This is a genomic window from Demequina rhizosphaerae, assembly GCF_000971255.1.
Taxonomy (GTDB): domain Bacteria; phylum Actinomycetota; class Actinomycetes; order Actinomycetales; family Demequinaceae; genus Demequina; species Demequina rhizosphaerae.
In genome coordinates this window covers 227,396-242,782 of record NZ_BBMC01000005.1, presented here as the reverse complement: position 1 = coordinate 242,782, position 15,387 = coordinate 227,396, and the positions used below count along the sequence as shown (strand labels likewise).

Annotated in this window: 10 protein-coding genes; 9 read left to right on the top strand and 1 reads right to left on the bottom strand. The window is 71.7% G+C overall.

Annotated elements, in window-relative coordinates; genetic code table 11:
* Positions 1-39 precede the first annotated feature (39 nt).
* From ispG to AOM07_RS09125, 7 genes are all read left to right on the top strand, one after another.
* Positions 40-1,173 (top strand): flavodoxin-dependent (E)-4-hydroxy-3-methylbut-2-enyl-diphosphate synthase, encoded by a 1,134-nt coding sequence (gene ispG / locus AOM07_RS09155; RefSeq protein ID WP_062313014.1) that lies wholly within the window; start codon positions 40-42, stop codon positions 1,171-1,173.
* Positions 1,170-2,090: a GNAT family N-acetyltransferase gene (locus tag AOM07_RS09150; RefSeq protein WP_062313012.1), complete on the top strand. Its 921-nt coding sequence runs from the start codon at positions 1,170-1,172 to the stop codon at positions 2,088-2,090. Before ispG ends, AOM07_RS09150 begins: the two co-directional genes overlap by 4 nt.
* A 158-nt stretch (positions 2,091-2,248) precedes the next feature.
* Positions 2,249-4,285, top strand: coding sequence for an S-layer homology domain-containing protein (locus AOM07_RS09145; RefSeq protein ID WP_062313010.1), 2,037 nt, complete (start codon positions 2,249-2,251; stop codon positions 4,283-4,285).
* 254 nt (positions 4,286-4,539) lie between these two features.
* Complete coding sequence (locus AOM07_RS09140; protein WP_062313008.1) at positions 4,540-5,925, top strand: S-layer homology domain-containing protein; 1,386 nt, start codon at positions 4,540-4,542, stop codon at positions 5,923-5,925.
* Between the two features lie 218 nt (positions 5,926-6,143).
* Positions 6,144-9,365: an S-layer homology domain-containing protein gene (locus AOM07_RS09135; RefSeq protein ID WP_062313006.1), complete on the top strand. Its 3,222-nt coding sequence runs from the start codon at positions 6,144-6,146 to the stop codon at positions 9,363-9,365.
* Positions 9,366-9,389: 24 nt separating this feature from the next.
* Complete coding sequence (locus tag AOM07_RS09130) at positions 9,390-10,787, top strand: S-layer homology domain-containing protein (protein WP_084830219.1); 1,398 nt, start codon at positions 9,390-9,392, stop codon at positions 10,785-10,787.
* A 61-nt stretch (positions 10,788-10,848) separates the two neighbouring features.
* On the top strand, positions 10,849-12,642 hold the full coding sequence (locus AOM07_RS09125; protein WP_062313002.1) for a proline--tRNA ligase: 1,794 nt from the start codon (positions 10,849-10,851) through the stop codon (positions 12,640-12,642).
* Between the two features lie 149 nt (positions 12,643-12,791).
* Here AOM07_RS09125 and AOM07_RS09120 read toward each other — a convergent pair whose 3' ends face one another.
* Positions 12,792-13,736, bottom strand: coding sequence for a DUF4439 domain-containing protein (locus tag AOM07_RS09120; RefSeq protein ID WP_084830218.1), 945 nt, complete (start codon positions 13,734-13,736; stop codon positions 12,792-12,794).
* Between the two features lie 94 nt (positions 13,737-13,830).
* On the opposite strand from AOM07_RS09120, the gene rimP reads away from it, so the two are divergent.
* Entirely contained in the window at positions 13,831-14,298 is a 468-nt protein-coding gene (gene rimP / locus AOM07_RS09115; RefSeq protein WP_062312998.1) for a ribosome maturation factor RimP, read from the top strand.
* 3 nt (positions 14,299-14,301) lie between these two features.
* Positions 14,302-15,309: a transcription termination factor NusA gene (gene nusA / locus AOM07_RS09110; protein ID WP_062312995.1), complete on the top strand. Its 1,008-nt coding sequence runs from the start codon at positions 14,302-14,304 to the stop codon at positions 15,307-15,309.
* The last annotated feature ends 78 nt before the right edge of the window (positions 15,310-15,387 follow it).

The following is a 15,387-nucleotide window of genomic DNA, read 5'->3' as shown; positions in this document are numbered from 1 at the left end:
TTGGGAGATACTGACAACGTGACAGCCATCGGACTCGGCATGCCCGCGATGCCCGCACCTGTGATCGCGCCGCGGCGCAAGACCCGCAAGATCAAGGTGGGCGACGTGTACGTGGGCGGCGACGCCCCCATCAGCGTGCAGTCGATGACCACCACCAAGACCCACGACGTCAACGCGACGCTGCAGCAGATCGCCGAGCTCACGGCGGCCGGCTGCGACATCGTGCGCGTCGCGTGCCCCACGCAGGACGATGCGGACGCGCTGCCCGCGATCGCGAAGAAGTCGAACATCCCGGTGATCGCGGACATCCACTTCCAGCCGAAGTACGTGTTCGCCGCGATCGAGGCCGGCTGCGCCGCGGTCCGCGTCAACCCGGGCAACATCAAGCGCTTCGACGACCAGGTCAAGGAGATCGCGCAGGCCGCGAAGGATCACGGCACCTCGATCCGCATCGGCGTCAACGCCGGCTCGCTCGACAAGCGCCTCCTGGAGAAGTACGGCAAGCCCACGCCCGAGGCTCTCGTCGAGTCCGCCGTGTGGGAGGCGAGCCTCTTCGAGGAGCACGACTTCCACGACTTCAAGATCTCGGTCAAGCACAACGACCCGGTCGTCATGGTGCGGGCCTACGAGATGCTCTCCGAGCGCGGCGACTGGCCGCTCCACCTCGGCGTCACCGAGGCCGGCCCCGCCTTCCAGGGCACGATCAAGTCCGCGACCGCGTTCGGCGCGCTGCTGAGCCAGGGCATCGGCGACACCATCCGCGTGTCGCTGTCCGCCCCGCCGGTCGAGGAGGTCAAGGTCGGCATCCAGATCCTGCAGGCGCTCAACCTGCGTCCCCGCAAGCTCGAGATCGTCTCGTGTCCGTCGTGCGGCCGCGCGCAGGTCGACGTGTACGAGCTCGCGGAGAAGGTGACCGCGGGACTCGAGGGCATGGAGGTGCCGCTGCGCGTCGCCGTCATGGGCTGCGTCGTCAACGGCCCGGGCGAGGCCCGCGAGGCGGACCTCGGCGTGGCGTCCGGCAACGGCAAGGGCCAGATCTTCGTCAAGGGCGAGGTCATCAAGACCGTGCCCGAGAAGGACATCGTCGAGACCCTCATCGAGGAGGCGATGAAGATCGCCGAGACGATGGAGCCCGTCGAGGGCGCGGCGCCCGAGGTGATCGCGGCCTCATGACGGACTCGCTGCTCAGGCGCTCCCAGCACACGCTGGCGCCCCTGCAGCGGCGTGATCTCGACACGGCCATCGCGCTCGCGCGCCGGGACCCCGTCGCGCACGTGGTGCCGCTCATGCACCTCGAGACGGCCCGGGCCTCGGGCATCATGACGGGCTCCCTGTGGGGCGTCCGCCGGCGCTCGGGCCTGCACTCGACCCTCGTGGGCCTCGTGTGGAACGGCGCCAACCTCTCGCCCGTGCTGCCCGATGGCGACGGCGAGGACGAGGACTCCCTGCGCGCCGAGGTCGCGGCGGCGGCGATCGCGCGCCTCACGCGCCCCGCGGCGCTCGTGGGCCCGGCCGGCGTCACGCTCGACCTGTGGGGCCGCGTCGAGCCCTGGTGGGGGCCCGCCCGCGAGGTGCGGGCCCGGCAGGTGTCGATGGCGATCGACCACGAGCCGCGCCGCGTCGCCGGCATCGACGCCTCGGGCCTCGACCTCGAGGCCGTGAGGCGCGCGGACCTCGACGACTACGACCTGCTGCTGCCCGCGTGCGTCCACATGTTCATCGGCGAGGTGGGCTACGACCCGATGCGCCACGGGCGTGCCGGCTACGAGGAGCGCCTGCGCTACCTCGTGCGCGCCGGACGCTCGTACGTGCAGATGGGCACCGTCGACGGCCGACGACAGGTGGTGTTCAAGGCCGAGGTGGGCGCGCTGGGCGGGGGAGTGGCGCAGCTCCAGGGCGTGTGGGTGCATCCGGACCTGCGCGGACGCGGGCTCGCCCGCGCGGGGCTCGGCGCCGTGATCGACGCGGTGCGCGCGCAGCTCGCCCCGACGGTGAGCCTCTACGTCAACGACTTCAACCCGGTGGCCATCCGCGCGTACGACGCGGTGGGCTTCCGCGAGGTCGGGACGTTCGCGACCGTCATGATGTGACGCCCGCCGTGTGGCGTTCGTCACGGTAACGACGTTATCGGCACTTTGGAGCGATTACTGTCGGTGGGCCTCCCTAGACTTTCTCTCGCTACTCGCGCGCAGCGACGCACACGGGAACCCCGATCGTGCGTGCGCGCGCATCGATCTGAGGGGATCTCATGGGGAACACCCATTCCTGGCGCGCCTCGCGCGCCGTCGCGGGCACGATGCTCGCGGCGCTGGGCGCGAGCGTCCTGACCGCCACGGCGGCCGGCGCGACGTCCGACGACACCGAGGCGCCGGCCACCAGCGCCGTCGTCTTCGACAACGCCGCGACGGCTCCGTCGCACCCGAGCATCGGCTTCACCGCCACCTCGACGCGTGAGCTCGGCGATCGCATCGTCCTCGGCGGCGACGAGCGGCTGCTCGACTCCGTCGAGGTCGGCATGACCAACTGGTCGTGCGAGACCGGCTCGGGCGCGGACTGCGTCACGACGCCCGGCGCCACCTTCGACCACCCCGTGACGGTCAACGTCTACGGCGTCGACGCCGCGGGCGAGCCGGGCGACCTGCTCGCGACCGCGACCGAGACCGTGGCCGTGCCGTTCCGACCGTCGGCCGACGCCGTGAACTGCACGACGACTCCGACGAAGTGGTACGACTCCGAGACGGGCACCTGCCACAACGGCGTCGCCTTCACGGCCACCGTGCCCTTCGACTCGACCGTCGCGCTCCCGGACGAGGTCATCGTCACCGTGAAGTACCCGACGAGCCGCTTCGGCGAGATCGCGGACCGCGGCCCGTACGACAGCCTGAACGTCAGCCTCGCGCAGGACGCGCCCGCCATCGGCGCGGACGTCGACGGCGACTCGATCGTCGTGGACTCGTCGTACGCCGCGATGTACGACGGCGACCCGATCGACGTCCTTCGCTCGACGAGCGAGTGGTCCCCCTACTCGCCGATGCTCACCGTCAAGGCGTCCGCGGTGCCGGCGATCGACGCGGCCGTGTACGGCTTCGAGACCGAGGCCAGCTTCGAGGCTGTCTCCGGCGTGACGCCGGTCAAGAACGGCACCACCGGCATCACCGCCGCTGCGGGCTGCTACTACGCGGTCGCTGGCCAGAACCTGGACGACGACGACTACGAGTACCAGGTGACGAAGTTCGGCGGCTACTCCGACGCGTTCCCGGCGGGCGGCTGGTTCACCAGCGCCGACTTCTACCTCGACGCTGCGGTGTCGACCGGTGGCACGCTGAACCAGTTCGACTGGTCGGTGGCCACCAACGGCACCGACGGCAACCACCGTCGCGACTTCATCCTTCACGCGCAGTCGGCGGGCGAGGGCTCGTGGACGCTTGGCGCGTCGAACAACGCGGGCTTCAAGGCCGTCGACGTCGCGCCGCTGACCGGTGACACGCTGACGATCACCGAGTCCGGCTGGTACACCGTGCGCCACGACTTCTCGAGCGTGGACGGCGTGCTCTCGGTCGACATCTCGGTCGCGGACGCCTCGGGCGACGTGCTCAAGACCTGGACCCGCTCGAACGGCAAGGACACGATCAACGGCACCGTGGGCGGCAACCGCTACGGCTGGATCGTGACGAACGGCTTCGACGCCCTGCCGGTCGACAACGTGCTCATCAACGCCGAGCGCCCGACCGAGGGCTGCGTCCCGACCGTGTACTTCACCGACGTGCCGCTGGGCGCGAAGGCGTTCGCCGAGATCACCTGGCTCCACGAGCAGGGCATCGCCTCGGGCTTCGAGGACCGCACCTTCCGTCCCTACGAGTCCGTGACGCGTCGCAACATGGCGAAGTTCCTGTACCGCCTCGCCGGTCGCCCGGACTTCGAGCTCCCGGAGACCTCGCCCTTCTCGGACATCGAGCAGGGTGACGGCGGCTACCGCGCCATGGTGTGGCTGCACGAGGCGGAGATCGCCTCGGGCTACTCGGACGGCACGTTCCAGCCGAACAAGACCGTGACGCGTCGCAACATGGCGAAGTTCCTCTACCGCTTCGCCGACCGTCCGGCCTTCGAGGTGCCCGCCACCTCGCCGTTCTCGGACGTCACGACCTCGACCGGCGGCTACCGCGCGATGGCGTGGCTGGACGAGACGGGGATCGCCACCGGCTTCTCGGACGGCACCTTCCGTCCGGGTCAGGACACGATCCGCCGCCAGATGGCGACCTTCATCTACCGGTTCTCGAGCCTGTAGCGGAGCACCGCTGACCCTCGACCGCCGTCGGCCCCACCGGGCCGGCGGCGGTCGAGCCGTCTCCGGGGGAGGGTGGGCCTCTCCGCAGCGCCGCCCGACCTCCCCGTGCACAAGCGCACGGTGTGACGAAACCATCGCGTGTCGTGACCCGGGCCGCACCCATCGCGCCTGCTAGCGTGCCCGCGAGGCGCCCGCCATCGGAGGCTCGGCGCGCGGCGGGGACGTGTGGATCGGCCCCGTCATGGGGGTCATCCATGCAGTCGTCTTCGTCCCTGCTCGCGCGCGGCGCCGCCGCCACGGTCCTGGCGCTCCTGGCTGCCGCGGGGCTCCCCGCGGCCGCGGGCGCCGCGGCCGGCACCGTGACCGGCGCATCGTGCAGCGCCGTCACCGAGGGCCACGAGCACCTCGCCGACGTCTGGTGCTACGGCGCCGAGACCGGCGCCTCGGCCACCGCGCCGCGCACGCTGTCCGTCACCGAGACCGTGTCGATCACGGGCACCGTCGTGGTCGACGGCGAGCCGGCCGAGGGCTGGGCCGAGCTGTTCAGCTGGGACGGCGAGTACCTGGGCGACGTCGACATCGTCGAGGGCGCGTACACCTTCGCCGACGTGGCGGAGGGCGAGTACAAGGTGCTCGTCGGCACGTACGACGACCACGGCTCGCAGTGGGCTGAGCTCGACGGCTCCGACGGCCTGGGCCCGGCGAAGTTCGTCGTGTCGCCCGAGTCCCCGGCGGAGATCGTCGCGGACGAGGCGACGCTCGGCGACGAGCCCTGGGTGTACTTCACCGTCGCGGGCAAGGGCTCGTGGAGCACCGATCGGCTCTGCCTCGCCGCGTACGACGCCGAGGACTTCTGGGACGCCTCGATCTCGGCGCCCGTGTCGACGGACTGCGCCGTCGAGGGCAACCCCACCTTCATCGACGAGCTCGACAAGTCGAGCGAGTACCTCCTCCGCATCGTGCCGGCCGAGCTCGCCACGGCCGACGAGTGGATGGACTACGAGGGTGACGAGTTCTGGTTCGGGAACGTCGCCGACCCGTGGACGCCCGGAGCGCTCGTCTTCATCACGGACACCACCACCGGCCCCGACTGGCACTTCGTCGCCTACTTCGGCGACGTCAAGGGCGGCGCGAAGGCCTTCGACGAGATCTCCTGGCTCGCCGCGTTCCAGATCGCCTCGGGCTACGACGACGACACGTTCCGTCCGCGCGAGTCGGTGACCCGCCGCAACATGGCCAAGCTGCTCTACCGCTACGCCGGCCGCCCGGACTTCGAGATGCCGGAGGAGTCGCCCTTCACGGACCTCGAGCCCGGCGACGGCGGCTATCGCGCGATGGTGTGGCTCTACGAGGCGGAGATCGCGTCGGGCTACGCCGACGGCTCGTTCAAGCCGAACAAGACCGTGAGCCGTCAGAACATGGCGAAGTTCCTCTACCGCTACGCGGGGCGCCCCGACGTCGACATGGACGAGAAGTCGCCCTTCAAGGACGTGAAGAAGACCGCGGGCGGCTACCGCGCGCTGAAGTTCATGGTCGACGAGGAGATCGCATCCGGCTTCTCGGACGGCACCATCCGTCCGAACCAGGACGTCATCCGCCGCCAGATGGCGACGTTCCTCTACCGCTTCCCGTACCTGTAGGCGCGGCGCACACCACGGCCGCCGGTCCCCGCGGGGACCGGCGGCCGTCGTGCGTCCGCCGTCCCTTCCGTCCCGAATGTCGGCGTGTCCTTCCTGGTAGGGGTCCGAGCAGGCAATGTCACAGAGTGACGTCTCCTGGTAGCGTGCGGGCACGTGCGGCGGGACGATGCGCCGCGCACCGGCGGCCGCACAGGGCGGTCGCGGCAGGGGGGGAACGGATGCCGCAGACGACCCGACGACGCGCGCGGGCGATCGCCGCGCTGCTCACCGCGATCGTGGCGGGGGTGGGGCTGCCGTCGGCCGCCGGCGCGGTCGAGCCGACCGGATCCATCGAGGCCACGGCCACGTTGTGGGAGACCGGGGACGATGCGGTCGGCGGTTGCGTCGCGGCGTACACGGACGAAGACGCGGAGACCGCGGTCGCGACCGTCTGCGAGTCCGGCGACGGCGCCTACGTGATCGACGGGCTCGCGCCCGGCGCCTACCGGCTGGAGTACACCGGCTTCACAGACGCCCCCGACCAGTGGTCGACGTGGGAGGACGCGCACGCCGACGCCGACTCGTTCGACGTCGTCGCGGACGCGACGACCGCGGTCGCGGTCGAGCTGCTGCCGTACGGGGCGACCACCGGGACGGTCCTCGGGTCGGATGGGACACCCGCGGCAGGTGCGACCGTGCAGCGCTACTACTGGCACTCCAGCCCGAAGCCGCTGCGCGAGGAGGTGACGGTCGGCACGGACGGGAGGTACGTGATCCGCGACTGGAGCATCGCCGAGTCCGGATCGGCGCTGCTGAGGTTCGTCCCGGCGGAGGCCGGCCAGGCATCCGTCACATCGACGCAGATCGCGAGCGTGCCCACCGAGCTCCGTACCGGTGTCGACGCGCAGTTCGCACCCGACTCAGCGATCCACGGCACCATCGTCGCCCCCGACACCGTCGTGGGGGAGCGGGCCTGCGTGCGGGCGTTCATGTCGGTGGGTCCGGGCGCCGGCACCTACATCGTCGAGGGTGAGGCGTGCGGCGACATCGGGGACGAGTTCACGATCGACGGCCTCCCCGAGGCCACGTATGCGCTCTGCGTGACGGCCGAATCGGCCGACCCGGTCTGCGGCTACTGGGAGGGGTGGTGGGGCCTGTCGACGCACACGGGGCTCACGGACTCGGTCCAGGTCGCGACGACCACGGGAACTACGACCGAGGTCGACATCCGATTCGGTGGCCGCTTCACGGTCGACGTGACGAGCGAGGGCGAGCCGGTCGCGGACGGGTGTGTGGCTCTCAAGTCCGGGTCCGAGGAGGTCGCCCGCGACTGCGACGGAGCGGACGGCTACGTTCTCGACGTCCGTCGCGACCTCAAGAGCAACTCGCACCTTCGTTTCACGGGCTTCTCGACCGCGAACGACACGACGCAGATGAGCTTCGTCACGATCGATCAGGGCCGCGACGTGGCGCGGGCATACGAGATCGGCGCGTACGGCACGGTCGCAGGTGCGATCGACTACACGGCCGTGCCGGGAGCCACCTCCGCCTGCGTCGACGTCCACGTCGGCGACGAGGTCTTCGCGACCGGCTGCACGGCTCCCGGCGAGCCCGGCTACTCCGTGCCGGTGCCGGACACCGGCGCGAGGCTGCTCTTCCGTGCCGTCGGAGCCGATGCGTGGCTGTGGACGGGAAGCGACGCCTACCCCATCTCGGCGGCGACCGGCGAGGTGAGGACGATCGACCTCGACCTGAGGGCGGCGGGAGCCGTGTCCGTCGCGCTGGCGGGTCCTGGAGGGCTGCCGGCCGCGGGCGGCTGCCTCGTCGCGTACACCGACGAGTGGGTCGAGGCCGGTCGGGACTGTGCGGGAGACGGCGGTACGTACCGGGTGCCGATGTACGACGGCCGATTCGCGCTGGCGTTCCTCGGCTTCGACGGGGCACCTGACCAGTACTGGGGCGGTCTGGTGCGAGGCGACGCGGAGACGACCTGGGTGGCGGCCGGCGAGACCGTCGCGATCGCGTACACCCTGAGCGATGGCACGGGACTGCGCGGTCACGTCCTCGCGCGCGGCGGCGTCGTGACGGGAGGCTGCGTCACGGCCTATGCCGATTCCGGAGCCCTCGCCGCCGAGTCGTGCGTGGGAGCAGATGAGCGGTTCCACCTGGAGATCGTCGAGCCCGGCGCGTACTGGCTCCGCTTCGCCGGCTTCGACGGGGCGGTGGAGGGCTACTTCGGCGACGACGGGGCAGGCTCCCCGGTCGTGTTCGAAGGAGGAACCGCGGAAGCGGACTTCGTGCTCGACCTCGGCGCGACGATCACCGGGACCGTGTGGGGCGGCGGCACCACGGCAACCCTCTACTCGTGGGCCGGCGAGCCGCTCGGCACCACGGCGGTCGAGAGCGGCGCGTACTCGTTCGAGGGTGTGCCGGAGGGCGAGTACAAGGTGCTCGTCAGCGGCGGAACCGACATCGGCCCTCGGTGGGCGACGTACGGAGAAGTGATCGGGAACCACGCGCCCGGCAGGTTCGTGGTGTCGGAGTCCACCCCGGTCACCCTCACCGCCGGCCGTGTGCCGCTCGAGTACATGGCCCCGCTCTACGTCAGCGCCGCGGGCAAGGCGGAGTGGGACGACCGCTGGCTGTGCATCGCCGCCTATCGTGCTGATCGCTTCGAATCCGAGTCCACGAGCACGCCGGTCGTCGTCGATTGCGGGGATCCGGAGCTGGTGCGCATCCTGCCCAACCTCCAGGACGGTCGCGCGTATCTGCTTCGGGTCGTGCCGGAGGAGCTCACGGTCGACACCGACTGGACCTCGTACACGGGACCCGACTACTGGCTCGGCAACGCCGATGGGCCGTGGAGCGGCAAGGCCCGCGTCATCTCGGTCGGTGAGGACATGAGCGGGTACTGGCTCGGCATGGCCTACTACACCGACGTGAACGGCGGGTCGAAGGCGTTCTCCGAGATCTCGTGGCTGGGCGGCACGCACATCGCCTCCGGCTACTCGGACGGCACCTTCCGTCCGCGCGAGTCCGTGACGCGGCGCAACCTCGCGAAGCTGCTCTACCGCTACGCGGGGCGCCCGGACGTCGACCTGCCCGAGGAGTCGCCCTTCGCCGACGTGTCGCCGAGCGACGGCGGCTACCGCGCGATGGTGTGGCTCTACCAGGCGGGCATCGCGTCGGGCTTCGACGACGGCTCCTTCCGGCCGAACGACGAGGTCTCGCGCCGTAACCTCGCGAAGTTCCTCTACCGCTTCGCGGGCCGGCCGGACTTCGAGGTGCCGGCGAGATCGCCCTACAAGGACCTCACCCCGCGATCGGGCGGCTACCGCGCGATGGCATGGATGGCCGAGACGGGGATCGCCTCGGGCTTCTCGGACGGCACGTTCCGTCCGGAGCAGGACGTCATCCGTCGCCAGATCGCGACGTTCCTCTACCGCTACACGCTCGGCTGATCCGAGCCTCGAGGAGAGACACCCATGACACGAGCCTCACGCCACACGGCCGTGCTCGCCGTCGTCCTGAGCGCAGTGGCGATCGCGATCGGCGCGCCGGCAGCGGCGGCCGAGGACGCTCCTGCGACCGACACGGCTGTCGAGGTCGCGGTCGACGCGCCGAGCGGGGGGATCGCCCTCTCCGGCGCCGCCAGCATCACGGGTGCCGCTCGCCTCATCATCGGCGTGGTCGAGGACGGCCGCGCCGACCTCTACAGATGGAGCGGGGAGTACGTGGCGTCGACCGCCGTCGAGGACGGCGCCTACCGGTTCGACGGCGTCCCGGTCGGCGAGTACCGCGTGAGGGTGACGGGCATTCCAGGCCTTGCAGGATCGTGGGTGACCGACGGCGGCGTCGTCGCCGTCCCCGCGCGCCTCGTCGTCGGCGTCGACGACGACGAGGCGACGGCGCCGACCTCGACCACCCGGCCGTTCACCGTGCTGCGTGTCGATGTCGCGCTGCCTGCGCTGCGTCCCGTGCCGGGGGTCGCCGAGATCGTGTGCGTCGCGGCGTACCCGTGGGCGGGATTCGAGGGAGCGACGGAGTCCGTGCCCGCCGCCGTCGACTGCGCCTCGCCGGGAACCACGCTGGTCTTCGACGAGCTCGAGACGGATGAGCCGTACCTGCTGCGCGCCGCCCGCGAGGAGCTCGTGACAGGCGAGGACTGGACCGCCTACGAGGGTGAGGACTGCTGGTACGGCGGCGCCGCGGCACCGACGGGCACGCACACCCGCGCGGTGTCGGTCGCGGGCCTGCGCAACGACCACCCTGACGAGTGGATCCCGTTCACCTGCTTCACGGACGTGCGCGGGGCATCCAAGGGCTTCCACGCGATCAACTGGGCCGGCGGGGTCGGGATCGTGTCCGGCTTCGACGACGGCACCTTCGAACCGCGAGGAACGGTGACCCGCCGCAACCTCGCGAAGCTGCTGTACCGGCACGCCGGTCGCCCCGAGGTCGACCTTCCCGAGGAGTCTCCGTTCACCGACATCGAGCCCGGCGACGGCGGGTACCGTGCGATGGTCTGGCTCCACCAGACGGGGATCGCCTCGGGCTACGACGACGGGAGCTTCAAGCCGAACCGCACCGTCACGAGGCGCATGGTCGCCAAGCTGCTGTACAGGTATGCGGGTCGACCGGCGGTCCTCACCGTTCCTGGTCCCTTGCCTGATGGCGGATGCCCTGCCTACTCGTTCACCGACGTCGAATGCGGTGACGGCGGCTCGCGCGCGATCGCGTGGCTCGGGCAGCTCGACATCGTCTCGGGCTTCTCCGACGGGACCTTCCGGCCGAACGAGCCGACGCTGCGCCGCCAGCTTGCGACCGTGCTCTACCGCTACGAGCACTGGGTCGGGGGCTTCGTGGTGCGCACGCCCTGGTGACAGGACGGATACCCGCACCGCATCGTGCCCCGGTCCCGATACCCTTGACCCCATGCTTCGCATGTCCACGCTCTTCCTGCGCACCCTGCGCGAGAACCCCGCCGACGCCGAGGTCGCGTCGCACCAGCTGCTCGTCCGCGCCGGCTACATCCGCCGCGCCGCCCCCGGCATCTACACCTGGCTGCCGCTGGGCCTCAAGGTGCTCGCGAAGGTCGAGGCGATCGTCCGCGAGGAGATGGACGCCGCCGGCGGCCAGGAGGTGCACTTCCCGGCGCTGCTGCCGCGCGAGCCCTACGAGGCGACCGGCCGCTGGACCGAGTACGGCCCCAACCTCTTCCGCCTCCACGACCGCAAGGGCGGCGACTACCTGCTCGCGCCCACGCACGAGGAGATGTTCACGCTGCTGGTCAAGGACCTCTACAGCAGCTACAAGGACCTGCCGCTGACGATCTACCAGATCCAGACGAAGTACCGCGACGAGGCGCGTCCCCGTGCGGGCCTGCTGCGCGGCCGCGAGTTCATCATGAAGGACTCGTACAGCTTCGACATCTCGGACGAGGGCCTCGACGCGTCGTACGCGGCGCAGCGCGCGGCCTACATCCGCATCTTCGACCGCCTGGGCCTCGAGTACGTGATCGTGCAGGCGCAGTCGGGCGCGATGGGCGGCTCGAGGTCGGAGGAGTTCCTGTCGCCCACCGAGGTCGGCGAGGACACCTTCGTGCGCTCGCCCGGCGGCTACGCCGCCAACGTCGAGGCCGTCACCACCCCGGCGCCCGCCGCGATCGACTGGGCCGATGCGCCCGCCGCGCACGTCGAGGACACTCCCGACACCCCGACGATCGACACGCTGGTCGCCTCCGCCAACGCCCACCACCCGCGCGAGGACCGCGCCTGGACCGCCGCGGACACCCTCAAGAACGTGGTGATCGCCGCGACCAACCCCGAGGGCGAGCGCGGGCTGCTCGTCATCGGCGTGCCCGGCGACCGCGACGTCGACATGACCCGCCTCGAGGCGGCGCTCGCCCCGGCGACGGTCGAAGCCGCGAACGAGGACGACCTCAAGACCCACCCCGAGCTGGTCAAGGGCTACATCGGCCCCGGCGTGCTCGGCCCGCAGGCCCGCCCGGCGGAGGTGGCGTTCCTCTCCGAGGACGACGCGACCATCCCGTACATGCTCGACCCGCGCATCGTCCCCGGCACCCGCTGGATCACCGGCGCCAACGAGCACGGCAAGCACGTCTTCGACCTCGTCATGGGCCGCGACTTCGTGGGCGACGGCACCATCGAGGCCGCCGACGTGCGCGACGGCGACGAGGCCCCCGACGGCTCGGGTCCGCTCGAGCTCGCGCGCGGCGTCGAGATCGGCCACATCTTCCAGCTGGGCCGCAAGTACGCCGAGGCGCTCGACCTGCGGGTGCTCGACGAGAACGGCAAGCAGCAGGTCGTCACCATGGGCTCGTACGGCATCGGCGTCACCCGCGCCGTCGCGCTGCTCGCGGAGAACAACCACGACGAGCTGGGCCTGTCCTGGCCCATCCAGGTCGCGCCGTACCAGGTGCACGTGGTCGCGACAGGCAAGGACGCGGCGGTCTTCGAGGCCGCCGGCGGCCTGGCCGCGGAGCTCGAGGCCGCGGGCGTCGAGGTCTGCTACGACGACCGCTTCAAGGTCTCGCCCGGCGTGAAGTTCAAGGACGCCGAGCTCATCGGCGCCCCGTTCATCCTCGTGGTCGGCCGCGGCCTCGCGGAGGGCACCGTCGAGCTCAAGGTCCGCGCGGCGGGCACGAGCGAGGCGCTGCCGGTGGACGATGCGGCGGCCGCCGTGGTCGCCCGCGTCCGGGAGGCGCTGGACGGCTGACCCGCCGGAGACCCCTCCACGCGATCCGGACACCCCTCCACACGCCACCCGGCGCAGGGAGGGGGGATCCCCGGCGTGTTGCGCGCGACACGCCGGGCCCCGGGCGGGGGACGGTCGCGCGTGTGTGGAGAGGTGCTCGGGTGCTCGGGTCAGGAGACGCTGAGCCCCGGCAGCGCCGGGAGCGAGCCCAGGTCGAAGCCGGCGAGCGCGGCGGCGCGCATCCACGCGTCGTACGAGGCGTTGAGCACCCACGGCACGTCGTCGGGCGCCGCGCCGTCGATCAGCGCGGCGTAGGACTCCGCGAGCTCGACCTCGACCGCCCGCTCGGTGGCGGCACGGGCCTTGCGCGTCTCGGTGCCCGCGGGCGGCACTTCGTACAGCGGCTCCCGCAGGTCGTCGACGCCCGGGAGGGCCAGCAGCGCCTCGGCGCGCGCATCGTGCAGGCGCGAGCGCGTGAGCGCCCGCGTGCGCTCCTTGCCGCTCGCGCGCGCGGCCGCCACCTCGTACGCGAACGAGGCGCGGTCGTGCGCCACGGCGAGCGCGGCGAGGGTGTTCCCGTCGACCGCGGTGTCCTCCGTCGGCGTCCACGGGCCCGTCGCCTCGTCCCCGACGCCGGGCATGGCGCGCTCGGCGGGCGCGGCCCCGGCGACGCCGGGTGCGGCGACCGCGAGCGAGTGGGACAGCGCGATCGAGCGCAGCATCGCGGCGAGCCCCGGATCGTCCTCGGTGGCGGCGTCGGCGGCGGCGAGCGCCTCGTCGATCGCGTCCTGGACCGCCGCGTCGAGCGACGGCGCCGCGGAGACGGTCGTGTCGGGCTCGGGGGAGGCGGACGGGTACTCGACGTAGACGCCGCCCAGGGCCGCGAGCCGCTCGGGAGCGAGCCCGGACTCGATCACGCCGAGGTCGGTGGAGTCCGCGGCGTCGACGACGGCCTGCTCGCGCAGCGCCGCCTCGTCGCGCAGGACCACGGTGGGCGTGGGGGTGCGTGACGGGATCGGCGGCGTCTCGACGCGCCACGAGCACGCGGTGAGCAGCACCGTGGCCGCCCCGGCGGCCGCGACCGCGCGGATCACGCGGGAGGGGAGCGGCGCCATGGGCGCCATCATGACACGCCCCCGCGAGGGTCCTAGAATGTCCCTCGACCGAATTTCAGCAACGGAGCGCGCGCCGCGCGTGGGAGGCGATGCCATGGACATCACGAGCCGCATCATCGAGCTCGCCGCGCCGGAGGCCGAGGCCGCAGGACTCGTCGTCGAGGGGGTGGACGTCACGGCCGCGGGCAAGCGCTCGCGCGTGCTCGTCACCGTCGACCTGCCGGAGACCGAGGTCGGCAGCGCCGACCTGGACGCCGTCGCCGAGGCCTCCCGCCGCATCGGCGCCGCGCTCGACGAGGCGAACGTGCCCTCCACGCCGTACGTCCTCGAGGTCTCGACCCCCGGAACCGACCGCGTCCTCACCGAGCGCCGCCACTTCCTGCGCGCACGGACGCGCATGCTGGCGCTGCGCCTCGCGGACGGCACGCTCCAGGGACGCCTCACCGACGTCGACGGGGACGAGCTGGTGCTCGACGTCGACGGCGAGGAGCGGCGTGTGCCGCTCGGCGAGGTCACGGACGGTCGCATCGTCGTGGAGCTCAAGAGGCTGGGAGAGAACTAGGACATGGACATCGACATGCAGGCCCTGCGGGGCCTCGAGCGCGAGAAGGACATCCGTCTGGACGTGCTTGTCGACGCGATCGAGCAGGCGCTCGTCTCCGCGTACCACAAGACGCCGGGCGCCTACCGGCACGCCCGCGCGCACCTCGACCGCGTCACCGGCAAGGTGACGATCATGGCCCGCGAGGAGCCCGAGGAGGGCCAGGACCCCGCCGACCTGCCCGAGTTCGACCACACCCCGGCCGACTTCGGCCGCATCGCGACCTCCACCGCGCGGCAGGTCATCTTCCAGCGCCTGCGCCAGGCAGGGGACGATGCGGTGCTGGGCGAGTACGCGGGCCGCGAGGGCAGCCTCGTGTCCGGCGTGATCCAGCAGTCCTCGGACCCCAAGAACGTCCACGTCGACCTGGGCGACGTCGAGGCCGTGCTGCCCCCGCACGAGCAGGTGCCGACCGAGGTGTACGTGCACGGCGAGCGCCTCAAGGGCTTCGTCCTCGACATCTCGCGCGGCGCCAAGGGCCCGTCGATCACGCTGTCGCGCACCCACCCCGGGCTCGTGCGCAAGCTCTTCGAGCTCGAGGTTCCGGAGATCGCCGACGGCACCGTCGAGATCATGAGCCTCGCCCGCGAGGCCGGCCACCGCACCAAGCTCGCGGTCCGCGCGACCGTGCCCGGCGTCAACGCCAAGGGCGCGTGCATCGGCCCCATGGGCTCGCGCGTGCGCGCCGTCATGAGCGAGCTGCGCGGCGAGAAGATCGACATCATCGACTGGGACGACGACCCGGCGACCTTCGTGGGCAACGCGCTGTCGCCGTCGCGCGTCGTGTCGGTCGAGGTCGTCGACGAGGAGGCGCGCGCCGCCCGCGTCGTCGTCCCGGACTTTCACCTGTCGCTCGCCATCGGCAAGGAGGGGCAGAACGCCCGCCTCGCCGCCCGCCTCACGGGGTGGCGCATCGACATCCGCTCGGACGAGCAGCCGGACGTCCCCGGGCGAGCCGGCTCCGGGCGCTGACGGGGATCCGCTAGACTGGTGAAGCCGAGAGACCCGTCTCGTGACGTCGGCGCCCCCGCCACCGTTCCTCAGGAACCC